The sequence below is a fragment of the Eisenbergiella porci genome (assembly GCF_009696275.1).
Lineage (GTDB): Bacteria > Bacillota > Clostridia > Lachnospirales > Lachnospiraceae > Eisenbergiella > Eisenbergiella porci.
Genome location: NZ_VUMI01000004.1, coordinates 99777 through 121980, shown reverse-complemented (window position 1 = coordinate 121980; position 22204 = coordinate 99777). Strand labels below are relative to the sequence as shown.

General features: G+C 46.9%; 19 protein-coding genes. 4 read left to right on the top strand and 15 right to left on the bottom strand.

Annotation, left to right across the window (positions count from 1 at the left end; all coding sequences use genetic code 11):
• Positions 1-52: 52 nt before the first annotated feature.
• Positions 53-361 carry a hypothetical protein gene (locus FYJ45_RS03750; RefSeq protein ID WP_154463544.1) on the bottom strand — a complete coding sequence of 103 codons (309 nt, stop codon included), beginning with the start codon at positions 359-361 and terminating at the stop codon, positions 53-55.
• Positions 362-750: 389 nt separating this feature from the next.
• On the opposite strand from FYJ45_RS03750, the gene FYJ45_RS03745 reads away from it, so the two are divergent.
• Positions 751-1503: a copper homeostasis protein CutC gene (locus FYJ45_RS03745; RefSeq protein WP_154463543.1), complete on the top strand. Its 753-nt coding sequence runs from the start codon at positions 751-753 to the stop codon at positions 1501-1503.
• 157 nt (positions 1504-1660) lie between these two features.
• Here FYJ45_RS03745 and FYJ45_RS03740 read toward each other — a convergent pair whose 3' ends face one another.
• Positions 1661-2983, bottom strand: coding sequence for an alpha-amylase family glycosyl hydrolase (locus FYJ45_RS03740; protein WP_021635439.1), 1323 nt, complete (start codon positions 2981-2983; stop codon positions 1661-1663).
• Positions 2984-3581: 598 nt separating this feature from the next.
• Between FYJ45_RS03740 and FYJ45_RS03735 the strand changes: the two genes are divergently transcribed.
• Entirely contained in the window at positions 3582-4445 is an 864-nt protein-coding gene (locus FYJ45_RS03735) for a deoxyribonuclease IV (RefSeq protein WP_154463542.1), read from the top strand.
• Positions 4446-4536: 91 nt separating this feature from the next.
• Here FYJ45_RS03735 and FYJ45_RS03730 read toward each other — a convergent pair whose 3' ends face one another.
• The 7 genes from FYJ45_RS03730 to FYJ45_RS32075 form a co-directional block, all read right to left on the bottom strand.
• Entirely contained in the window at positions 4537-6927 is a 2391-nt protein-coding gene (locus FYJ45_RS03730; protein ID WP_321170201.1) for an ATP-dependent DNA helicase, read from the bottom strand.
• Positions 6928-7038: 111 nt separating this feature from the next.
• Positions 7039-7275: an HPr family phosphocarrier protein gene (locus FYJ45_RS03725; RefSeq protein WP_021635433.1), complete on the bottom strand. Its 237-nt coding sequence runs from the start codon at positions 7273-7275 to the stop codon at positions 7039-7041.
• A 221-nt stretch (positions 7276-7496) separates the two neighbouring features.
• On the bottom strand, positions 7497-8297 hold the full coding sequence (locus tag FYJ45_RS03720; protein ID WP_154463541.1) for a TIGR03915 family putative DNA repair protein: 801 nt from the start codon (positions 8295-8297) through the stop codon (positions 7497-7499).
• A 50-nt stretch (positions 8298-8347) separates the two neighbouring features.
• The gene (locus FYJ45_RS03715; protein ID WP_154463540.1) at positions 8348-9694 is read right to left on the bottom strand and encodes a putative DNA modification/repair radical SAM protein; all 1347 of its coding nucleotides are present in this window, start codon (positions 9692-9694) and stop codon (positions 8348-8350) included.
• A gap of 340 nt (positions 9695-10034) precedes the next feature.
• Positions 10035-11333: a group II intron reverse transcriptase/maturase gene (ltrA, locus tag FYJ45_RS03710; RefSeq protein WP_154463539.1), complete on the bottom strand. Its 1299-nt coding sequence runs from the start codon at positions 11331-11333 to the stop codon at positions 10035-10037.
• A 490-nt stretch (positions 11334-11823) separates the two neighbouring features.
• Positions 11824-12708 (bottom strand): carbohydrate ABC transporter permease, encoded by an 885-nt coding sequence (locus tag FYJ45_RS03705; protein ID WP_154463538.1) that lies wholly within the window; start codon positions 12706-12708, stop codon positions 11824-11826.
• Position 12709: 1 nt separating this feature from the next.
• Entirely contained in the window at positions 12710-13225 is a 516-nt protein-coding gene (locus FYJ45_RS32075) for a carbohydrate ABC transporter permease (protein WP_330588526.1), read from the bottom strand.
• On the opposite strand from FYJ45_RS32075, the gene FYJ45_RS32070 reads away from it, so the two are divergent.
• Positions 13188-13484: a hypothetical protein gene (locus FYJ45_RS32070; RefSeq protein WP_330588530.1), complete on the top strand. Its 297-nt coding sequence runs from the start codon at positions 13188-13190 to the stop codon at positions 13482-13484. The two genes, FYJ45_RS32075 and FYJ45_RS32070, sit on opposite strands and share 38 nt — an antisense overlap.
• Before the next feature lie 286 nt (positions 13485-13770).
• Here the strand turns inward: FYJ45_RS32070 and FYJ45_RS03695 are convergent, their stop codons facing one another.
• The 6 genes from FYJ45_RS03695 to FYJ45_RS03670 all read right to left on the bottom strand — a co-directional run bounded on the left by FYJ45_RS03695 (position 13771) and on the right by FYJ45_RS03670 (position 21449).
• Positions 13771-15216, bottom strand: coding sequence for an ABC transporter substrate-binding protein (locus FYJ45_RS03695; protein WP_154463537.1), 1446 nt, complete (start codon positions 15214-15216; stop codon positions 13771-13773).
• A 359-nt stretch (positions 15217-15575) separates the two neighbouring features.
• Positions 15576-17063: a glycoside hydrolase family 43 protein gene (locus FYJ45_RS03690; protein WP_154463536.1), complete on the bottom strand. Its 1488-nt coding sequence runs from the start codon at positions 17061-17063 to the stop codon at positions 15576-15578.
• 309 nt (positions 17064-17372) lie between these two features.
• A complete protein-coding gene (locus FYJ45_RS03685; RefSeq protein ID WP_154463535.1) occupies positions 17373-18317 on the bottom strand; it encodes an ArsR/SmtB family transcription factor in 945 nt (314 codons plus the stop codon).
• 188 nt (positions 18318-18505) lie between these two features.
• Positions 18506-19705 carry a glycosyltransferase family 4 protein gene (locus FYJ45_RS03680; protein ID WP_154463534.1) on the bottom strand — a complete coding sequence of 400 codons (1200 nt, stop codon included), beginning with the start codon at positions 19703-19705 and terminating at the stop codon, positions 18506-18508.
• Positions 19706-19742: 37 nt separating this feature from the next.
• The gene (locus FYJ45_RS03675) at positions 19743-20780 is read right to left on the bottom strand and encodes a glycosyltransferase family 4 protein (protein ID WP_154463533.1); all 1038 of its coding nucleotides are present in this window, start codon (positions 20778-20780) and stop codon (positions 19743-19745) included.
• Between the two features lie 24 nt (positions 20781-20804).
• Positions 20805-21449 carry a TVP38/TMEM64 family protein gene (locus FYJ45_RS03670; protein ID WP_154463532.1) on the bottom strand — a complete coding sequence of 215 codons (645 nt, stop codon included), beginning with the start codon at positions 21447-21449 and terminating at the stop codon, positions 20805-20807.
• 389 nt (positions 21450-21838) lie between these two features.
• On the opposite strand from FYJ45_RS03670, the gene FYJ45_RS03665 reads away from it, so the two are divergent.
• Positions 21839-22198 (top strand): hypothetical protein, encoded by a 360-nt coding sequence (locus FYJ45_RS03665; RefSeq protein WP_154463531.1) that lies wholly within the window; start codon positions 21839-21841, stop codon positions 22196-22198.
• Positions 22199-22204 lie beyond the last annotated feature (6 nt).

Genomic DNA, 22204 nt, shown 5'->3' with positions numbered 1-22204 from the left:
ATGTGGCGGGAAATCCTGCTTTCTTATTATTTTATTAGAATAACCGGCTGAATTATTCAGCTGCTGTTGTAGACTCTGTAGCTGTCTCAGTAGCTTCAGCTTCGGTAGAAGCAGTTTCAGTTGCTTCTGTGCTTGCTTCTTCAGTTGTAGCTTCTACAGTAGCTTCGGTGGAAGCTGCTTCTGTGCTCTCTTCTACAGTAGACTCTACTTCAGAGCTTTCTGCTACGGAGCTTTCAACTACGGACTCAGTTGCTGCTACGGTAGATTCTGCAGGTGCTGCTGCATCGCTGGAACCACAAGCTACCATAAGAGCGGATGTCATAACTGCTGCTGTTAAAACTGCTACTAATTTTTTCTTCATAATTAATTCTCCTCCTAATCGAACGCTCAGCTGGATATCCGGCTGAATCTTTATTACGAAAATGAGAATAACATGTTTTTCTAAACTTGTAAATAGTTTTTATAAACTTTTTTAACAAATTATGAATTTCATAAGATTTTGTTCACAGTTCGTACACATTTATCGCAGTTTTCTCCATATTTATTCATATTAACTTATTTTTCGCGGTTTTCAGGCAGCTGCAGCCGCAGTCAACGGCGGTTCCGCTGTGGAATTTATGTCCGTACTATGTTACACTTAGTGCAGATGCACCGGATTTACCCTGGTACAAAACACTGTATTTTCTTAAATTAACACAATGTTACTGTTCACGTTCAATGTACTGTATTAACTGATTTGGAGGGAATGCTATGTCTTCTTATTTACTGGAATGCTGCGTTGATTCTGCAGAATCCGCACTGCTGGCGGAAAAAGGCGGCGCCGACAGGCTTGAGCTTTGTTCCAACCTGATTATAGGCGGAACCACACCCACGCTGGCTCTTTACCGGCAGATCCGCAGGCACAGCAGCATACGGATCCATGCGCTGATACGTCCCCGTTTTGGCGATTTTCTTTATTCCCAGGAAGAATTCCAGATAATCCTGGAGGAAGTTAAACAGTTCCGCCAGGCAGGTGCGGAAGGTGTGGTTATCGGCTGCCTTACGCCTGAAGGAAGGCTGGATATGGAAGCCATGAAACAGCTGATGGAAGCGGCGGAGGGTATGTCCGTAACGCTTCACCGCGCTTTTGACATGTGCCGGGATCCGTTTGAGGCCCTGGAGCAGGCAAAGGCCCTGGGAATCAACACCATCCTCACTTCCGGCCAGGCTCCGTCCTGTCTGAAGGGCATTGAGCTTCTTAAGAAGCTTCAGGCGCAGGCCGGCCCTGATCTCACAATTCTGGCCGGCGCAGGCATTAACGCCGGCGCCGTACGCACACTGCTGGAGCAGACCTCCCTGACAGCCTATCATATGTCCGGGAAACGGATTCTGGAAAGCGGAATGCAGTTTCGTAACCCCCGGGTATCCATGGGCCTGCCCGGCATGAGCGAGTATGAAATCTGGCAGACCGATGAAAGCGCTGTACGTGCCGTTCGCCGTCTTTTGGACGAGGCCGCCCGGTAATCCCTGTACAGCCATGTACGGCGGCTGCGCCCTGCCGTACCGACATGGGTTATCTTTAAAAGGCTTTATAAAAAAACAGAAGCGCCGGAGCAGCCCTGCCCGGTACCTCTGTTTTTTTGATTCAATGTAACTGTTCCATACCTCCGCGGCTGCTGCCTTACGCTTCGCACTTCCAGAAATACGCGCTGTAGGGCGCAAGCTGGCTTCCTCCGCCAAAATCGTGGTTTTCTCCTGAAATCAGATCCACCGCCATGCCGCAGCCCGCATCAAAGTGGGCCGTATATGGCTCGCTGTCCGCATTAATTGCCACAAGCACCCTTTCCCCGTCGGCAGCGCGTTCGAAAATACATTGCTTATTGGTAAGTACCACCGAACGGAATGCGCCGTAATTGAGCGCATGGGAGTTCTTTTTAGCCTCAGCCAGACGGCTGATGAATTCAGATAATTCATTTTCCACGGGTGCTTCAAAGCAAGCCCTCAGCGCCTGATCCCCTTCACTTTTATTTCCTTTGGCGCCCCATTCACTTCCATAATAGACACAGGGAATTCCCGGCATGCCGAACATCAGCGCATAGATCAACGGCAGATGCTTCTCATTGGACAGGATGCTGGCAATTCTCGTAACATCATGGTTATCCACAAAGGAAAGCAGATGCAGCCCTTTGTAAAGCGTCCAGTTTTCGGGACCGAACTGTCTTAACAATGAATGGACAATTTCAAACAGGTTCATGCTGTTAAAGCTGGAATACAGCCCCTTATAACACTCATAATTAGTGGAGGAATGCAGCATGCCGTCATTCACCAGCACCTTATAATCTCCGTGCAGCATCTCTCCCACAAGGAAGAAATCCTCCTTCAGCCCGTCGCAGAAGCTGCGCAGCCGTCTTACAAAATCGTGATCCAGGCAGTAAGCCACATCCAGGCGGAGCCCGTCAATATCAAACTCCTCCACCCACAGCCTGATGCTTTCAAAAATATGGTTGATGACCTCTTCATTTCGCAGGTTCAGCTTTACCAGATCGTAATTGCCTTCCCAGCCCTCGTACCAGAGGCCGTCATTGTAATTGGAGTTTCCTCCCAGATTAATGTGGAACCAGTTAAGATAGGGAGAATTCTCCCTGTTCTTCAGCACATCCTGAAAAGCCCAGAAGCCTCTTCCCACATGGTTAAACACCCCGTCCAGAACCACGCGGATTCCTTCCTCATGAAGCCTGGAGCAAACCTCCTTAAAATCCTCATTCGTGCCAAGGCGGCGATCCACCTTCCTGAAATCTCTTGTATTGTATCCATGGGTATCGGATTCAAACAGGGGAGAAAAATATATGGCATTTGCCCCCAGCTTTCTGATATGTCCGATCCAGTCAATCACCTTCCGTATTCCCGCAGTCTCCGGCGCCTGCTGCGTCCCGTCGTTTTCAAACGGCGCTCCGCAGAAGCCCAGAGGATATATCTGGTAAAAAACGCTTTCGTAAGCCCACATCGCTGTGTCCTCCTTTTTCTTCTTTTCAGGGAAACCCGCAAAAATCTCCGCAATAAAAGTTTCCCGTGCAAGTATAACATATACCGGACGCACTTTCCACTGCTTTCCGCACAGGTATTTTTCCACATATCCGGTGATAATTTTCCACTTATCCAGATGTGTGGATAACATAAATTCACAGTATTTTCCACTCCTATAAAAAGGGGTTTTTTGTGGATAAGGCTTCTGAATTATCCACATTGATTTACATAACTGGAGTAACCACAGGGTCATTTTTACTCAATATCGACCATCATGTGAAAATGTGCATAAGTACCAAATTTCTTATTTATTCGACATTATCTGCATAAGAAATCCCCAGTTTCCACATAGTTATCCACAATTCATGGCGCCATAAACAAGTTTTCCACAGGACATTTCCGAAAAAAATCGTCTCCGTTTTTGGTAATCCGCACATTCCACAATTTTATCCACATCAACATAATAATTCCCTGAAATTTTATCTTTTCACAAAGCAAATCCTGTGCTATACTGATTTCCTGCCGCCGGAAAAGCGGCTGAAAGCAACCCGGAAAAGATACCTGATACAGGAGTTTTTATGATAAAAATCGGATCTCATGTAAAAATGGCAGGAAAGGAAATGCTGCTTGGTTCGGCGCGCGAAGCCGTGTCCTACGGGGCCAATACCTTCATGGTGTATACCGGCGCGCCCCAGAATACAAAGCGGAAGCCTGTCAGCGAACTGAATATAGATGCTGCAAAAGATTATATGAAACAGAACGGGATCGAGGATTTTGTAGTGCATGCGCCCTACATTATCAATCTGGCCAACACGGTAAATCCCGATACCTACTCCCTGGCTGTGGATTTTCTGGCGCTGGAGCTGGAAAGGACCGCCGCCATGGGCAGCAGCGTGCTGGTACTTCATCCCGGCTCCCATGTGGGCGCGGGAAGCGAGGTGGGCATCCGCCAAATCGTCCGGGGGCTGAATGCGGTGCTCACCCCGGACACACCGGTATGTATAGCTTTGGAAACCATGGCCGGCAAAGGCTCTGAAATCGGACGGAGCTTTGAAGAGCTTGCCTCCATCTATGACGGAGTTGCCTGCAGTGACAAGCTGCGTGTATGCTTTGATACCTGCCATGTAAATGACGCAGGCTACGACATTGTGGATAACTTTGACGGGGTCATGGAGGAATTCCACCGGATACTCGGCAAGGAACAGATCGCTGTTTTTCATATTAATGACAGCAAAAACAGCCTGGGCGCGGCAAAAGACCGCCACGCCAATATCGGAGAGGGCACCATCGGTGCCGAAGCGCTGCGCTGTATCGTACACCATCCGGATTTCCCCGGCATCCCCAGGATACTGGAAACACCCTACCGTCCGGATCCGGAAAATCCTGACAAAACGCTCCCTCCTTATAAGGAAGAAATCGCATTTTTGTTACAGGAACCGTAAGATGCCCCACCTAAGACAGCAGGGTGCCTCTTATAAAACCCAGGCCGCCGGCAGAGTATTATCCTCCGCCGGCGGCCTGTGCTGTCCTTTACTATAGCCATTCGTCCCAGAAACGTTCCACCCGACGGGCCACCTGATCCGCCGTTACCACTTCATAGGTGTCCCATTCTCTGGGGAACAGCCGCTGATAGGCCCCTCCCAGGAACCGGTCGTCCAGCAAGGCCACAATTCCCACATCCTCCGCCGTCCGGATCACTCTTCCTGCAGCCTGTAGCACCTTATTCATTCCCGGATACCGATAGGCATAATCAAAACCATTTTTCCCCATGGCATCAAAATAGCTCTTCAGTATCTCCCGTTCATTACATACCTGGGGAAGCCCGGTCCCTACAATGATCGCGCCGATCAGGCTGTCGTTCTTCAGATCGATGCCCTCACTGAAAATACCGCCCATTACACAGAAGCCCAGCAGGCTCTTTTCCTGCTCCTCCTCAATCTCCATATGGATCATATCCCCCAGCTCACAGCCTCTGTTTCCTTCGAAACGCCCGAGGAACTGTTCTCTGTCCTCCTCACTCATAATATCCTCCTGAATGATGCATTCTTCTTTTTCCTCATCCAGTAAATATTCTTCGTAAGCCTCATACACATTCTGCAAAAAGGAATGGGAGGGGAAGAAAATCAGATAATTTCCATACCTCATTTTTGTAATCTCATGCAGATAAGTCGCTATATTTATATATTCGGTTTTGGATCGCCTGGTATATTTGCTGGTTACATCGCTTCCTATATATAGCGCTTTTTTCTTGGGATTAAAGGTTGACTGTGCATAAACCTCGTAATCTTCCTTATTCCCGCCCAGAAGGCTCTTATAATACTGAATGGGCAGAAGCGTGGCCGAAAACAGGATAGTGCTGCGCGCCCGTTCCATACATTCCTTCAGATTTACGGAAGGATTCACGCAGAACAGCTTGACCAGGAAGCTGTCATCCTCCTCCAGCTCCGTATAGATGACATAATTATCATCCAGCCTGTCATACATCTCAAGAAAATGGGAAACTTCAAAATAAAAATCCAGTACATCCTCCCTGACAGGGCTCTCATCATGATCCTCCAGGTATTTCTCCATGGTTTCCGAAAGACGCTCCACCGCCAGCACAAAGCTGTCTATGGAAGACACCACCTGGCAGCCTTCGCATTCCCGTTTCAGCGGAAGCAGCTCCCTGCTGCATTTATCCAGCTGATGCTCCATTTTGGAATCATATTCCTTAACAATTTTCTTCAGCGCAAGGAAATCCTCCTTCACAAGCACTGCGCTGTACATTTCACGTCCCCGTTCCACCAGATTATGCGCCTCATCAATCAGGAAAAGGTACTGTCCCTGCACTCCATCACTGAAAAATCGTTTTAAATAAACATGGGGATCAAACACATAATTGTAGTCACATATGATGCCATCGGAAAACAGGCTCATGTCCAGGCTCATTTCAAAGGGACAGACCTTATATTTCCTGGCATAGGTTTCCACCATCTCTCTGTTATAGTGGTCCTCATGGGTGAGCAGATCATAAATGGCTTCGTTGATCCTGTCATAATGGCCGTCCGCATAGGGACAGGCGCCGGGATTGCACTCTGTTTCCTCCATAAAGCATATCTTTTCCTTGGCCGTCAGGATTACTGTCTTAAAACGCAGCCCCTTATCACGCAGCAGCTGGAAGGTATTGTCCGCCACCGTGCGGGTGATGGTCTTGGCTGTCAGATAAAAAATACGCTCTGCCTTTCCCTCTCCCAAGGCCTTTACCGCCGGGAATACGGTGGAAAGTGTCTTTCCTACGCCGGTAGGCGCCTCAATGAACAGTTTCCGCTTGTGGACGATGCTCTGGTATACATAGGTGGCAAGCTCCTTCTGCCCCTCCCTGTAGGGGAAAGGAAAAGCCAGCTGTCTTATGGACGCTGTCCTTGCCTCCTGCCACTTGCTGGAAAAATCCGCCCACTTCTTATATGCCTCCAGAATGCCGATGAACCACTCTTCCAGCTCCGCTCTGCTGTGTGTACTGACAAAATACCGCAGTTCTTCCGTTTCCATATTGCAATAGGTCATACGCACCTTCATCTGTGCGCTGTCATGATCTGCGGCATACATGAAAGCATAGCACTTCGCCTGCGCCAGATGCACATCCACCGGCCCTTTCATTTTCTCCAGATCCCGGTAGGTTCCCTTAATCTCATCTATAGTCACGGTTTCTCCGTTTATTACGCCGTCGGCCCTGCCCTCTACGATCAGATCATAGGACGGTGTATTCCACACATAACGCATGACCACCTCTGCCTGATATTCCGATCCCATTCTACGCTGTATCATACGGTGTATCCGTCCACCCTCTGCCATTGCATTGTCAGGCGCCGCCTTTTTCCGGTTGTCTATACTGCCGCTGCGCAGGATAAATTCCACCAGATTGCGCACAGATATTCTTATTTCCACGTTAAGCCGTCCTCCTTATTTGTTGCCTGTAAAAAGAATCAAAAAACTCCCTATAAAGATAGTACACACTTCTTTACAGGGAGTCAAATCCATTATGCTTTGGAAAGACAGTTAACCGGCCATTGCAAATTTTCTGAGGTAGTTTTCAAATTTTTTATCGTACCCATGGCAGGATACGGTTAACACACGGGTAAGGTCCAGGCCATAAACACCAAGAATAGATTTAGCGTCTACTACATAGCTGTTATACGCTATGTCAATATCGAAATCATACCTTGAGGCTTCATTTACAAATTCCTGCACCTCGTCCGGTCTCAGCACAATTTTATACTGATTGATTCCATTCATACTTACCACACACTTTCATCCTTTCATAAAATAGAAACTGCTACAAACACGGCATTTTCGCCGTGTACCTTCTTAGATTTATCATATTATACAGCATTGGCGGTAAATGTAAACCCCCCATTTTTCTACATAAAATGACAGTAAATACAGCCATACTGCATAATGTCACCTGCGGAGCAAAATCAAACTCTTTTTTTGTTTAAAAGTGTGATACCCGGCAGTTACCGGCTTTTCCGCCGGCCTGTCTTCTGCTCATTGTTTACAAATTCCACCATATAATCTTGGAACCTGTAAGGAAGCATCTGCCGCTGCAGTTTCTCATTTTCCCTTTCCTTTATCGTTATCTTACGGCAGAAATACCTGAAAAGTTCCTGAATCTGCCTTTCCTCCTCGCTAAACTCCAGATCCTGTTTCTCCGGCCCGTTCTCCATTCCCGCCAAAAACCAGGACTTACCGGCCTGATGGATTCCATAAAGCTTCCTTCCCTTATCAAAGATAATGAAATTCTCTTTTGGAAAACGATCTGCAAAATGGGGCATCATAAACGGCACCACATTATTCTTCGGCCCTATTTCCCCAAACAGGATGCCTCCGGCCGTTTCCTCAAACCTGAGGAAGCCCAGCAGATGATGGGCCTCATTCCCGGCCGCCCTGCTCAGTTCAAAAGCACGGTAGACATAGCGGTTTCCCAGATGATCCATCAGACTTCCCCTAATCCGTCCCTTCAGCCCTTCCACAACAGTCTGGTAGACAGCCTGCCCTTTATCCGTTTCCCAGGAAGACAGCGCATAACAGATCTGTTCATAGCATTCTTCCCCAAACCTTGTGAGTATCGTCCGTCTTACCTTGTCTGCCTTCTGTATGTCCGGCACAATTTCCCTGTATTCGGCAAATAAACACAGATTTCCTTCCTCTCCCAGCTGAATCCGCGTACTGTCATGATCACATTTCTGCGCATAAGCCTCATATATTCCCGTAAAAATCCCCTCCTGGGAATCCTCACATATCAGTATCTTTTCCATATGCCATCCACCTGACTCCATCACCTGTAACTGTTAGACCCGGAGGGTACTTAATAAGCCATTTTCGCCGCCTGTCTGATCTCCTGCCGCTGCGGGGCAAAACGGACATCATCAAACAGGGAAAGCTGTCTGTAGGTCATGCCACCCGCCTCCGCGGGAAGCTTTTCCTTCACCGCCAGCAGATTCCGTGTGATATAATCCTCTTCTATCTTCGTTTTATACATCATATGACCGCTGCAGGTAATAAAATACAGCGCCCGCTTCAGTACGACTCCTATCCGCTTCAAATCCTCAAAGCACAGGTTCCCGTTTCTTCTTGCCTTTACAATCCTCTGCGCACTCTTCACCCCGATTCCCGGCACCCGGAGAAGGACCTGGTAATCCGCCCGGTTGATCTCCACAGGGAAAAATTCCAGGTGGCGCAGCGCCCAGTCCTCCTTGGGGTCAAGAAGCACATTAAAATTAGGCCTTTTCTCATCCAGCAGTTCATCGGCACGGAAGCCGTAAAAACGCAGCAGCCAGTCCGCCTGATAAAGCCTGTGCTCCCGCAAAAGCGGCGGCCCTCCCGGAAGCGCCGGAAGATCCTTATCCTCATTTACCTGTACGAATGCGGAATAAAAAACCCGCTTCAGGCTGAACTTATCATAAAGGTTCTGTGCCACCGACATAATCTGGTAATCATTCTCCGGCGTAGCCCCGATAATCATCTGCGTGGACTGTCCTGCGGGCACAAAAACCGGCGCATGCCTGTATACGGCCACTTCATTCTTATTGACGGCAATTCCATTCTGTATGAGGCGCATGGGCGTGAGGATATTCTTCCTGTGCTTGTTGGGCGCCAGCTTCTTCAGGCCCTCCGCCGTAGGCAGCTCCAGGTTTATGCTCATCCTGTCCGCCAGGAAGCCCGTCATCCTCACCAGCTCCTGATTGGCCCCCGGGATTGCCTTCACGTGAATATAGCCCTGGAAATTATATTCCCTGCGCAGCTTATACAGCGTCTGATACAAAAGCTCCATGGTATAATCCGGACTGTAAAGGATTCCGGAGCTTAAAAAAAGCCCCTCTATATAATTGCGCCTGTAAAATTCTATAGTTAACCTGCAAACCTCATCAGGCGTAAAGGATACCCTGGGCACATCATTGGAGCATCTGTTCACGCAGTATTTGCAGTCATAAATGCACTCGTTGGTGAACAGGATCTTCAGCAGGCTGATACAACGACCGTCCCCGGAAAAGCTGTGGCATATCCCCGCCTTAATGGTATTGCCCATACCTGTCCCGTCTCCCTTTCGTTCATTTCCGCTGCTGGTGCATGCCACATCATACTTTGCAGCATCCGTAAGAATACCCAGCTTATCCATAATGCTCATCTGTCTGTCGGCTATTGAGTAATCCATATTCCTGTCTCTCCGCTCAAACGGCGCCGTATTTTAAGCGCCTATTTATCGAACATTCGTTCTCCTTTTTCATATTATAGTACATATGTTCGATTATTGCAAGTTAAAAATAGAATTACCTCCTGCATGAATTTACCTCCTGCCGCTGCAAATCTAATTGATCAAAAAACGACTGCCGCAGCTAACTGCAGCAATCGTCTTTATAGGATCTGAAGATTTTCACAATTATATATGTATTTTTGTTTAGTAAAATCATATCTCACGATATGAAGTCCTTTCCAGAACCGTACGTGCGGCTTTCCCGCATACGGCTCTTCATAATAACTTTCACAGTTTCTGTCTACGCATAGAGATTATAGTATCTTTTCGGATATGCCAGCGGGTAATATTCCAGCATCTGCTTGAATCCCTCCCAGTTATAGCTTCTCTTCTGGCTTCTCCGATTCATCCACCGATATAACATTTTTGTTATGTAGTAGTGATACTTTACCAGCGCATGGATGTTGTACGTTATTCCATAGTAGCGGTAGTGGCCTGTCAGTTTTCGGTTCAGGGCCGGCATCAGCTCCTTTAGGGGCTTTGTCCGGTTCTTCTTCAGCCACTCTTCCGTCTCTTTCAGCTTCGTTCTCATCCGCTTTCCGCTCGTTTTCGCTTTTACACAGAACTTTCCTGCCTGCGTCTCCCCACAATAGAATGTGAAGCCCAGGAAGTCAAAGGTTTCCGGTTTTCCCTTCCCTCTCCGCTTCCTTCTCTCCTTCGCGTATCTCCCAAATTCCAACAGACGGCTTTTACTCGTCTCTATTTCCAACCCGTATTTTCCCAATCGCTTCTGCATTTCTTCATAGTACCGCTCCGCTTCTGACTTCTCTTCAAATCCTGCCAGGTAGTCATCCGCGTACACCACCAAAAAGCTCTCTCCTATTCCTTGTTTCTCAAAGTACTTTTTGTACCATAATACCAGTACATGGTGCATATAGATATTGGCCAGTACCGGGCTGATAATGTTTCCCTGGGCGCTTCCCGCTTCATTTGTCTGATATTTCCCATCCTCCAGTACTCCCGCTTTCAGGTACTTCTTTATCAGGTTCAGGAGGTTCGGGTCTTGGATATAATATCCCACAAATTTAAGGGTCCATTCATGGCTCATATGGTCAAAGAATCCTTTGATGTCTGCATCCACTACGTAATTAATTCGTTTCCTTATGATGCTTGTGCAGAGGGCTTTGATTGCCATATGGCAGCTTCTGTTCGGGCGGAATCCATACATGTTCTCCTGAAACTTCGGTCCATATACTGCTTCCAGTATCTTCTTCAGCCCTGACTGTACTATCTTATCTTCATAGGCTGCTATGCCCAGAGGACGCTTCTTTCCATTGGCTTTTGGTATGTATACACGCAGGGACGGCTTCGGTTTATAGGCCTTATTCCTCAGCCTTTCCACCAGGTTTCTGATGTTTTCCTCCAGGTTACGGCTGTATTCCTCTTTGGTCATTTCATCAATTCCTACTGCTTTCTTTCCATCTAATTCTTTATGACATTGAAGCAGTAGTTCCTCATTCAGCAAGTGGTACAGCGAGGTGAATATGGGCCGGCTTTCTTGGGCCGACTTATCTGCTATTCTTTCTAATTTCGTTTCCATCTATTCCTCCGTCCCTGAGTACGGTAAATGTGTCCTCAGAAAGAGTGTTATTATGTGCAGGCCTTCCCTCCGCCGTCATTACCGGTTTCTTTGGTACTGTACCCGCATCCGACTGCCTGTGGTCCATTTGATTTCCTCCGTTTTATTGTTGTACGTCATACTTGAAAAAAACTTTTCAAGAGACCACAGGCTCTCCCCAGTTGACTGGATGGTCATTGTAAAGCATGATTGGCCCTCAGACCCCGCCAGAGCCACGACACACTCGCGTTATCGCATGCCGTGATGCTGCCTTCCGTATGGATAAACTACGTTGGCCTCTGGAACTCTGTAAAATTTCGGGGCTCAATAGCATTGCAACCCTGCTTCCTTGTTGTCTACGCTTAGCCCTGCCTGTTACCAGGCAACACTCAAGACTCACTAACGGCAGCTCGCTACGCTTTGCCGTGCGGGTGTTCCACCCGCTAAACCATCCGCCCTTTTCTGGGCGCACTTATCCCTTAACGGCCCCAACCGTCATACCGCCAATAAAGTATTTCTGGAAGCAAAGGAATACAACGAATACAGGGATAATACCAAACATGGATCCGGCGATGAGCACATCATAGTTGTTCCCGTAAGGCGTCAGCAGCGTATTCAGGCCTATGGGCAGCGTAAATTTGGAGGCATCCCTGAATACCAGCATTGGCCAGAGCACATTATTCCATGCTCCCATGGCACACAGTATCGACATGGCCGCAAAAGCAGGCTTTGTGATCGGAAGCATGATTTTAAAGCAGATGCCGTATTCAGTTGCCCCGTCAATACGTCCGGCATCCAAAAGCTCTTTAGGCAGCCCTATCATATACTGCCTGAAAAAGAAAATCGTAGATGCGCCGCATATTCCGGGCAGCACAACTCCGGCCATAGTATCAATAAGCTTCAGGGTTATCATTTCCCTGTAAAGGGGAAGTATCAGTATTTCAAAAGGAACCATCATAGTGGCTATTACCAGGAAAAATAAGAAGTTCTTCAGCGGGTATTCATACATTGACAGTCCATAGGCCACCAGATAGCAGATAAGCAGCGTTCCCACAACAGAAATAAAGGTAAGAACCAGACTGTTCTTAAACCACATAAAATATTTCTGGGAATCCACGTTTCCGGAAAACAGGTAAATATAGTTGTCCAGTGTCATAGTGCTTATATCAAGGTCAATACTCAGTCCCCTTCTGATTAATTCTTTGCCGGGGCGGAAGGATGCAAGCAGTCCGGCAAAAAGAGGGAAAATTATTATCAGGGAGAGAATCGCAAACCAGCAGGTGGCAAGGACAGTCAGAACACTGCTTTTTTTGCGGGCTTTTTTGCCTGCGTCGGCTTCATTCTTTTTTTCAGCCATATCATCTCTCCTCCTTCTTGAATGTTCCATTCAGTACAAGCTGAACAACATTGATAACAAGGGCAATCACAAGGAGCACCAGACCAACTGCACTTCCATAGCCAAGATCATTTTTAGTGATGCCGCGCTTATAGAGATAACCGACAATAGTCAGACCGATGTTATTGGGTGAATCCGGTCCGGCCCATAACATATAGGATTCCATAAACATCGCCAGGCCTGCATAAATACTGATTGTAAGGACATAAATAGAGGTCGGCTTAATCAAAGGAATCGTAATATAGCGGAATTTCTGGAAGGAGGAAGCACCGTCTATCTCCGCAGACTCATACAGACTGGTATCAATCGACTTCAGTCCGGAGATAAAATAAAGCATATTAACTCCTGTCCATCTCCAACAGCAAACCACCAGCAGAGCCATCAGCCCTGTCGCCTTGGCCTTCAGCCACTTAAAGGTTCCCAGGCCAAGGGCGGCGGTTATGATATTCATCTGGCCCGTATGGTACTCGGAAAACATAAGCCTGAACAGTGTCCCCGAAATTACAACAGAAGTTAACGCAGGCAAATATAAGCATGCTTTCCACAACCCCTTTGCCTTAACCAGCCTTGAATCAATAAGCACTGCAAACAGCATTGGGAAAGGGATTAAGAAAACGAGTGTCAGGAGCATATATTCCGCACTATTTAAAATAGCCGTATGGAATACAGTATCCTTCAAAAGCTTGGAAAAATTTTTAAATCCCACCCATTCCGTTGTCGCAGGCCCAATATCCTGAAAGCTCATAATCACCGTGCTGCACAGCGGATATACCCAAAATAACAAAAAGCTTACTATAAATGGCAATACAAAAACATATGGTGCTACTTTTTGTGAATATAGAAATTTTTTTATCTTCACAATACTCACTCCTTGTAGGAAATGCCTTCCAATCGAATTGGGTATAAATGAGAGTGCCTGGAAAACTTCTGGCTGCAGTCCACTGAACTGAACTGTTACACCTCTTGCTCCAGACACCTCATAAATACCTTCAGTTAACTGTTAAAACCTGTTTCTCCGACGGGTTACTGTTCAAGCGCCACTACATCCTGCGCCGCCTTAAGAGCTTCGTCAACATCAACACCGTTCTCAAGTACGTCATTTAAAGTAATATTGCAGAACTGCTCATTAATCGTAGGACTGATTTTAACCGTCATGATTGTTCCGATTTGATCCTTAATGCTGTTAAGCACATCATAAGGATAATTTCTGAAGAAGGTATTGTACTGGTTGCTTTCGTCATGGGCAAAAGCATCATCCGACCAAAGAGAAGTATTGCATACATCAAATCCGAGGTCTTCCCAAATCATCGTTTCACCTTCCGGAGACATCTTCGCATAGCAAAGGAAATCTGCCGCCAGCGCCGTATCCGCCGCCTGATTTGTCACAACAGTGCCTGTTCCGCCGATGCCGACCGAGCAATCCTGACCTTCTTCAAATACAGGACATTTGGCAATGTACCAGTTGCCCTTTTCTTCAGGCATGTAGTTAATAAAACGGCTCATATACCACATAGCCTTCGGGAAGGAAACGATATTGTGATCCAGGATATTCTGGAAACCTGCCTCAAGGTCTACATGGCCGTCAGGGGATACCTCTGCCAGACCGGAGTTGATCCAATCCTGCTGCATTGTAAGCATTGTTTTAACGGAATCAAGCTGTACATTTGCTGTTGCATCACTGCTTCCGCCTGTCCAGTCTTCACCATATTCCGCCATTGCAATCCACATCCAGTCAACACCTGCTGTATCAACGGAGGTCCAGTATTTTCCATCGGGCTTACCAATTGCTTCAAGGTATTTCTCACCAAGCGCCTGATAATCAGCCCAGGTTACCACAGCGTCAACATCCGCCTGTGTGATTCCTGCTTCTTCCAGAACGGCCATGTTGTAATACATTACCGTAGCGCCTACATGGAAGGGTGCGCCATACTGCTTTCCATCCGATCCCTTATAGGCATCCAGACGGGAGGTCAGCATATCCGCCGCATAAGGGCTCATAGCCTCATCAAGAGGATACAGCCAGGTATCAAGTCCCGCATATACGTTCGGAACCTGCCCCATTTCCACATCACAGATATCCGGAGCGCCAGTGCCGGCCGTCAGGGAGGTCAGCAGCTTCGTATGCATATCCGAATAGGGGTATGTGGTGAAAGTGATTTCAATTGTTTTGTCGGGATTTTCCGTATTCCATTTTTCAACCATCTTTGCATAAAACGTGTTGTGTGCTTCTACAAAGGACCAGCATTCCATATGTGTTCCGTTGGGATCTCCCACGGTGGTAACCGCATCCGCTTCAGCCTCAGCTGCAGACTCCCCCTCAGCCACCTCTTCGGTAAGATTCGCTTCAGTGCCGCTGTCCGCAGGTGCCTCTCCGGCGCCCTCTCCTGATGCAGCGCTGCTGCCGCACCCTGCCAGCATAGATGCTGTCATTACTGCTGTCAGAAAAACAGCTAAAAACTTTTTCCTCATAACTCTACCTCCTGTAAATGTTTTGAATTCATCATAGGAAACCCGTCGTGCCAAACAACAATTAATGTTTGAATAATTTGAAGTAATATTTTATTGATGTTCACAGTGGTAAATTTCACTGTATAAGTTGGACCTTTCCGGCCAAGTGATTAGACATTATGTATATTTTCTATACCATTTAGGTTTCTTATATCGATATATTACACTACGTCCTTTATTCTGTCAACCATCATTTTAGCTTTTTCTTAAATATTTTTGCATATCACTAACTATCAAACTTGTTTAGCATTTGCCTTATGGCTGAAAAAAGTTTTTAGCCGTTATCTCTGCCTGCCGGAAAGAAGCTATCCCACCGGCACTTATTCAATGGCAGCCAGTCCGCTTCCCCAGATCGCTGTCCCATCCTCAGACAGGGCTGTAAAGCCAATTACATATTTTTTGCCAAATTCATCATACTGCCTGCACACGATTCCTTCATAGGTATCCTCACCAAGAGTTATTTTTATATGGTGATCCTCCGCGAGTTCCCAGCTCCCAGTATAGGCTCCCTCGACTCTGCCGTCAGAAAAGAGGGTTATATTTACCGATTCTTTCATTTGTGTGGTAATCTGCCGGCCATGCTTAAGCAGTTTATATCTGCCCGGCACCGCCTTTTCTTCATATGCCTCCGGATCCTCACCCGCATAACGGTAAGGCGAGATAACCGGCCAGCCTTCTTCGTTGAAAAACATTCTATGTACCCTGACCTCATGACTTTCCCCCATATTCTCAAACCGCGTATGGAAAATAATAAAATAATCTCCTGTTTCTTCGTCAAAATATGTGGAGTTATGACCCGGGGAAACAAGGCCCCTGCGGTTTTTGCCATCCTCGCCTTCCTGCCAGGCCCATTTGTAATTTCCTATCAGCTTCACGCCATACTGCTCTGCCGTCCGGTCATCAAAAAAGCTTCCGTCAGGACCGGCGCAATCTATCATATCGTGTCCTGCGCTGTCATAATACGGGCCATCCGGTGTTCCGGAACGGCATACCCTGATATTATAGCCGCCATCTGACGCCAGGCCGCCAAAGGATAAAAACATGTAATAATACTCCGTATCTGGATTGTACTGCACATAAGCCGCCTCTATGCGCAGATGATTCCCTCCGAGCAGTTTCTTTCCATAGCCCGGCTGCAGCGGCAGGCCGGTGTCCTCATCCATTTCCAGCGCAAAAATCCCGCCTGAATAGGAGCCGTAAATCATCCACAAACGGCCGTCCGCATCATAAAAAACACAGGGATCCACCACATTTGGCTGCTCGGTTGCATCGTAAGGATTTCCATCCTCACTCTCCCCGTTCATACCGGATTTCAGAAAAATCCCTTTGTCCGAATAAGGACCCTCAATACTGTCGGAAACTGCCAGCCCCATGCAGGAAAGTGGGGAACTCCCTTCACAGTTGCAGTAATACATATAATATTTTCCATCCTTCAGCCTGATAACATCCGGTGCCCAAAAGGTATCCGTCTTTGCCCACTCAAAGGCCTCCGGCATTTCATTCATAGCATCCGGTATTACCGGATTTCCCTTTGTCACTCCGCTCCCGATCAGGCTCCAGTTCATCAAATCCTGTGATTTCGCTGCTGCAAGGTGGGAGCCGAAAATGTAATAGCTTCCATTGTCCTTCACAATTGAGGGATCATGCACCGATACATTTTTAAAACCAATGTCCGTCTCTTCCTTGGCAGTCAGGGGAATATTATCAAAATTCTCTTCCTTTGCACCGCACCCCTGCAGAGCAGCCAGCAGGAATACCAGTCCGCACAATAATGATATTTGTCTTCCCAGTCTTTTTCTTTCTTTCATTCTTTACCCTCCTAAATCTTTTTCCAAACAATCAACAATTATATAAAATAATTTTATATTAAATAAAAGAATATCAAACTAATCACTAAGTTTCAACTATATTTTTATGTATAAATATAAATATTACATAATTACTTATATTATTTTATTATTTACAAATTACTTTATTTATTTAACCTTTTTGTAATATGATTTTACAGCTAAACTCGGCAACAAAAAACTCCCTTCCGGGCAGCAAGCTTTTTTCACTTGTCTGTCCGAAAGGGAGCATAACCCCTGCAATATTCTGCCGTACCTTTAACCGATCCTTCAGTGCTCCGTTTCCCACCCCTGCGGTCCATTCATGGGGCTGTAATTTATTCTTACGGAAATATCCTGATTGTAATTGCCAAATCCTTTGCCAAAGATGGTCAGCCCGCCCACATGCGCCGCATCCTCCGCAACCTCCATTTTAAACTTTATCACGCTCTGATAATCAAAATTAAAATCCTTTACAGAAATATCCGATACCTGCAAGCCGTCAATAAAGGTGCCGGATTTATTAATGACAAGGATCTTCAGCAGACCGTACTGATTCCAGTTGGGGTACCACCAGTCAGGCGTAAAGACTCCTCTTACGCTGCCAAAATCTCCGGGGCTTGTCCATTGTGCGATCTTTCTGTCGTTTAAGATAAAGGATATGTCTGAAGGCCATATATCATTGACGCCGGGAGCCTCCGAACAGATTTCCAGCGAAATAGTAATCTGATCGATTTTCTGTGCACAGGGAATAAAATTCGGTATCATGTATTCTACAAAGCCCTGTGTAAACCACAGCATATCCGCATTATATCTGTCAGGATGTGCAAAATACCTTACGTCATCCACTTCGCCGATAATTGCCTTGCTGGAAGCAAGGCCGCATGTGGGATATACCTTATAATCTGAAAAATGTCCCACCTTAATATCAGTCTGATAGACATTTTTATCATCAGCCCTGCCATCCAGATCGACCAGGATTTTATCCAGGTGCACAAAGCATTTCTTCTGATTGCCGTGTCCGGCAGACTCATTGGAAATACTCACCAAACCGCATTCTTCCAGCTTCTTTATATGGCCGGTCAGAGCGCCATTGCTGATGTTCAGTTTGCTGGCCAGTTCATTCATGTTCATCCCGCGGTTTTCCAAAAGCACTTCAATAATTTCTATACGGACTTCTGAACCAAGCGCCTTAAAAATATCCAGCCCTTCCTTCAGCGATTTGATATGCAGCATCCGACTCACCTACGCTTTTCATTTATTTTAGTAATACTTAAATTAATATGTATTTATTATAACAGGTTTAAGAGATTAGTCAAATAAATAAGCTTTGTGAAATAAATTATGAAATAAATTAAAAACGGGCCGTCAAAAAAGCATGGCTTTTTCACCATGCTTTCCTCAAATTTATTATGTTTTTTCCGTCATGAGGCTGCGGCCCGTTTCATGCACAGCTTCATACGGCTGCGACGGCCTGCCAGCGCTGCCGCGTATACAGCGCATACCTTTTCCCCGAACTGCCCCGCACCGAATTCCAGCCCCGTGCGGACCGCACCTGCGGACAGGAAATTTCTCCAGGCTGTATCCCCTGCGATTTTCAGGATTTCATCCCTGAATTCCTCATAGGTTTCATACTGGAAACCATTTTCATTTCTTTTTACAATGCCCTCTACGCAAGGGTCTTTTCTGCATATTACGGGAAGGCCGCTGGAAAGCGCCTCAAGATAGGTAATTCCCTGAGTTTCACTCTGGGAGGAGCTGACGAACATGTCACCCGCCCGATAGTAAGCCGTTGTTTCCTCCGGGGAAACCATTCCCGTAAAATGAATGCGGCTGCTGTTCTTCTGCAAATCCGCCAGCTCCTCCAGTTCTTTTCTGTAAGGGCCGTCACCCACAATGAGAAGTTCCATATCATCACGGTTCATCTGTCCGAAAAAGCTTATGATTTCTTCGATATTTTTTTCTTTGGCAAGCCTTCCCAAGACGAGGAGAACCTTTTGCCCTTCATCGATTCCATATTGCTCTCTGATCCTGTTTCTATCCTCATCCACCTGCTCCCAGCTTACGGGGAGGAAACGTTCCAGCCGTATTCCTGTGGGAATTACCGCTACCGGACGATCTACGCCATAGGATTCCAGCAGCTTCTTTACTTTTGCTGTGGGAGCGATGACAAAGTCGGTTTTCTCCAGGATAAAACGTGAAAACCAGGCCGCCGCCTGCCTGCCCCAGGGCCTTCCGGCGCTGAAATAGTGGTTATAATCCTCATATACCGTATGATACGTATGCACCACCGGAATTCCAAGCTTCCCGGCTATTTTTCTGGCAATCAGAAAGCTGCTGAACTCGCACTGAGAATGTATGAGATCCGGCTGCCATTCGATCAGCTCCTCATAAAGGCTGCTGTCCGGAAAGCAAACAGCTCTGGCGCCGGGATAAATCCTACTGATATCCACAGAACGCATATAATAAACATCATCCTTTTTATAGGAATGCCCGCAATCGGAAAGAGTGGCCACCTTTACCTCATGTCCCCTTTTTACAAGCTCTCTCTTCAAAGTCAGTACAGATGTAACTACACCGTTAATAACCGGTTCATACCAGTCAGTTGTAATCAAAATTCTCATATTATGCTCCCCTCTGTGTGCTTTGCAACCTCTATTTTTACAGCAGCTGCAAGTTCTTGCTTTCTGCCTTTTCCTCCGCAAATAAACCTTCATAAATCCCTGCCAGCGCATCGCCTATCTTGGTGATGCTGTTTTCCTGCACCAGCCGGTACGCCTCTTCGGTCAGCCTGGGAAGCCTGCCTTCCAGAATATCCGGAAGAAGCCTTGCAAAATCTTCCTGCCCCCTGCCTTTATATACGGTCCTGCCATGCTCCAGCCAGCCCTCATATACGGGGATATCCCTTGTCAGGACGGGGGTTTCCATGGCCATTGCCTCCAGCATCACAATCCCTTCCGTTTCCTCCAGCGTTGGGAAGAAAAACAAATCGCTGCCGCTGTAGGCATCCATCAGCTCTTCCTTGCCCACAAAACCGGGAAACTGAAGATTGGGAAGCTGTGTTCTTACAGCCTTTCTTATCTTTGCCGGAATCAGCGCGGACGGCGTGGAGCCAAACCAGATAAAATCATACTGCGGATACCATTTTGCCATTTCCACAAAATCCAGGATACCTTTTCTTTCTATATAATGCCCCACGCCCAGAACCACTTTCCGGGATTCTGTGAAGCAGTAGGCCTCGCGGAACCTTCTGGCGCCTTCCTCACTTCTTTTATATGCGGCCAGATCAATTCCGTTTGACAATGCAACCACCGGCTTTCTCAGCCCGTAGGTGTTCAGGAGGCGCGCTGAATAAGGAGTGGGGGTGATAATCACATCACCGCTTTCATAGCACCGTTTTATCCACCGCTTGAACAGCCCCGCCGCCAGATTGGAGCCTGTAAAAGAATTTCTGAAATCCTCCATGGTGGAGTGCCCGTAATAAACCACCTTTTTCCCCTGCATCCTTGCCTTCATTCCCATCCACAGGGAATCGGGAAATACGGTATTCAGCTGCACGATGTTATAGTCCTCTCCGGGAGCATGTGTATAAGGAATCCCCGCATTCTGCAGTGCGCGCGCCTGATGCTCCATTGCACGTCCCACGCCGCTTTTCCCTGCCAGCTTCATACCGCCGTCATAAAGTAATACCTTAAGCATACCTGCACCCTCTTTCCCTTTCGCCTATCTGATAAGTTGAAGCACCTGCGTAAACACCAACTGCAGTCCCAGAGAATATGCCGCAATTGACAGCGGTTTTCCCAGAAGAATGATAAATAAAAATTTTTTAAATGACATGGAAGTCACACCGGCCAGAAAGCACAGCAGATCATCCGGCGCCGCTGGGAAAAAGATTGCCAGTGCAAACCATTTATCAAAGGTTCCGTTTTCCATCCATTTCAGATATTTCCCATATTTCTGTCCGTCGGCCGCCCGTTCCACAGCCTTCATTCCCAGCCGCCTGGAAATCAGGAACGCACAAGCTGAGCCGATACAGATTCCCACATAATTATATATAAAGCCCCACAGAGGCCCGAAAAGCAGCACGCCGCCCAGGCATGACACCCCGCCCGGAATGATTGGCGCCACGACCTGTACCACCTGTATCAGTATAAAAAACAATGGGCCCCAGATACCAAGAGGCTTCAGGAACTGCTCCATTGCTTCCTGAGAGGTAAACAGCCCCTTCTGCATTCCGTATACCGTAAATGCCACGCAGAAGGCAATCCCCACTGCCGTAATCAGATACGAGGGCTTAATCAGCATTTTCCTGTTTTCCAGCTTAACTTTATTGTATTGTGCCTTTTTTACTCCTGCCGCATATTCCATAGCTTACTCCTGTTCTGTCTGTGAACTGTTTTACTTATCTTTCCTTCATTTCCTATATCGTAACAGCCAAAGCTTAAAGAAGAGTCCCGTAATTTCTAAATATTTCTTTAACAAAACTGGTATTTTAGCTTAATTGATAAAAATAAACTGTCCTGGGTTTTATTCCACATTGATACAGCTTTTTATCCGGAGATATATTATAATTGTAATTATACAGAACCTTCATTGTTACTGGCATAATCCGTACTGGCCCGCCTTCGGCGCTGTATTTTGTCATTTCTGCGCTATTTTTCTTAAGATTGATAAAAAACCGGCCCGCACAAATACAAGTGCAGGCCTGACGGATAATTGCTTCCAATTACAGAATTATTAAAAGGGGGATATTTAGGATGCAGAAGCATAAAAAAATATTAGTTTTTATATTATGCAGCATTTCAGTTCATGCCCTAATCCTGACAGGATGCGATGCCTGGCCTGCTTCTTCCAAGAAGACCACAGCTATAAGCTCTGCTGAGGAACCATCTTCCGAAGAAGGAGACACCGCCCAATCAGCAGAAACTGAATCAGCTGATAAAAAGGCTGGCAGAGCCGCGGGCTCTAAATTAGCAGATAAAGAGGTAAGCAGAGCCCCAGGCACTGATTCCGTTGATGAGAAGATAAGAACAGCCGCAGACGTGGAGACCCGTGCAGATGCCGAAGCTGCTGCCAGGGAGGATGCCGTCAATTTGGAAATTCTGGAGAAGCGATAAAGGCCA

Coding starts and splice junctions, on each gene's coding strand:
- FYJ45_RS03685 (WP_154463535.1), bottom strand. CDS start 18,317: ATGCTGCATATCAAATCGCTGAAGGAAGGGCTGGATATTTTTAAGGCG.
- FYJ45_RS03720 (WP_154463541.1), bottom strand. CDS start 8,297: ATGGAAAAGATACTGATATGTGAGGATTCCCAGGAGGGGATTTTTACG.
- FYJ45_RS32070 (WP_330588530.1), top strand. CDS start 13,188: ATGATATTCATCTGGCCCGTATGGTACTCGGAAAACATAAGCCTGAAC.
- FYJ45_RS03740 (WP_021635439.1), bottom strand. CDS start 2,983: ATGTGGGCTTACGAAAGCGTTTTTTACCAGATATATCCTCTGGGCTTC.
- FYJ45_RS03705 (WP_154463538.1), bottom strand. CDS start 12,708: ATGGCTGAAAAAAAGAATGAAGCCGACGCAGGCAAAAAAGCCCGCAAA.
- FYJ45_RS03725 (WP_021635433.1), bottom strand. CDS start 7,275: ATGAATGGAATCAATCAGTATAAAATTGTGCTGAGACCGGACGAGGTG.
- FYJ45_RS03715 (WP_154463540.1), bottom strand. CDS start 9,694: ATGGATTACTCAATAGCCGACAGACAGATGAGCATTATGGATAAGCTG.
- FYJ45_RS03680 (WP_154463534.1), bottom strand. CDS start 19,705: ATGAGAATTTTGATTACAACTGACTGGTATGAACCGGTTATTAACGGT.
- FYJ45_RS03670 (WP_154463532.1), bottom strand. CDS start 21,449: ATGGAATATGCGGCAGGAGTAAAAAAGGCACAATACAATAAAGTTAAG.
- FYJ45_RS03750 (WP_154463544.1), bottom strand. CDS start 361: ATGAAGAAAAAATTAGTAGCAGTTTTAACAGCAGCAGTTATGACATCC.
- FYJ45_RS03695 (WP_154463537.1), bottom strand. CDS start 15,216: ATGAGGAAAAAGTTTTTAGCTGTTTTTCTGACAGCAGTAATGACAGCA.
- ltrA (WP_154463539.1), bottom strand. CDS start 11,333: ATGGAAACGAAATTAGAAAGAATAGCAGATAAGTCGGCCCAAGAAAGC.
- FYJ45_RS03735 (WP_154463542.1), top strand. CDS start 3,582: ATGATAAAAATCGGATCTCATGTAAAAATGGCAGGAAAGGAAATGCTG.
- FYJ45_RS03675 (WP_154463533.1), bottom strand. CDS start 20,780: ATGCTTAAGGTATTACTTTATGACGGCGGTATGAAGCTGGCAGGGAAA.
- FYJ45_RS03690 (WP_154463536.1), bottom strand. CDS start 17,063: ATGAAAGAAAGAAAAAGACTGGGAAGACAAATATCATTATTGTGCGGA.
- FYJ45_RS03665 (WP_154463531.1), top strand. CDS start 21,839: ATGCAGAAGCATAAAAAAATATTAGTTTTTATATTATGCAGCATTTCA.
- FYJ45_RS03745 (WP_154463543.1), top strand. CDS start 751: ATGTCTTCTTATTTACTGGAATGCTGCGTTGATTCTGCAGAATCCGCA.
- FYJ45_RS32075 (WP_330588526.1), bottom strand. CDS start 13,225: ATGTTTTCCGAGTACCATACGGGCCAGATGAATATCATAACCGCCGCC.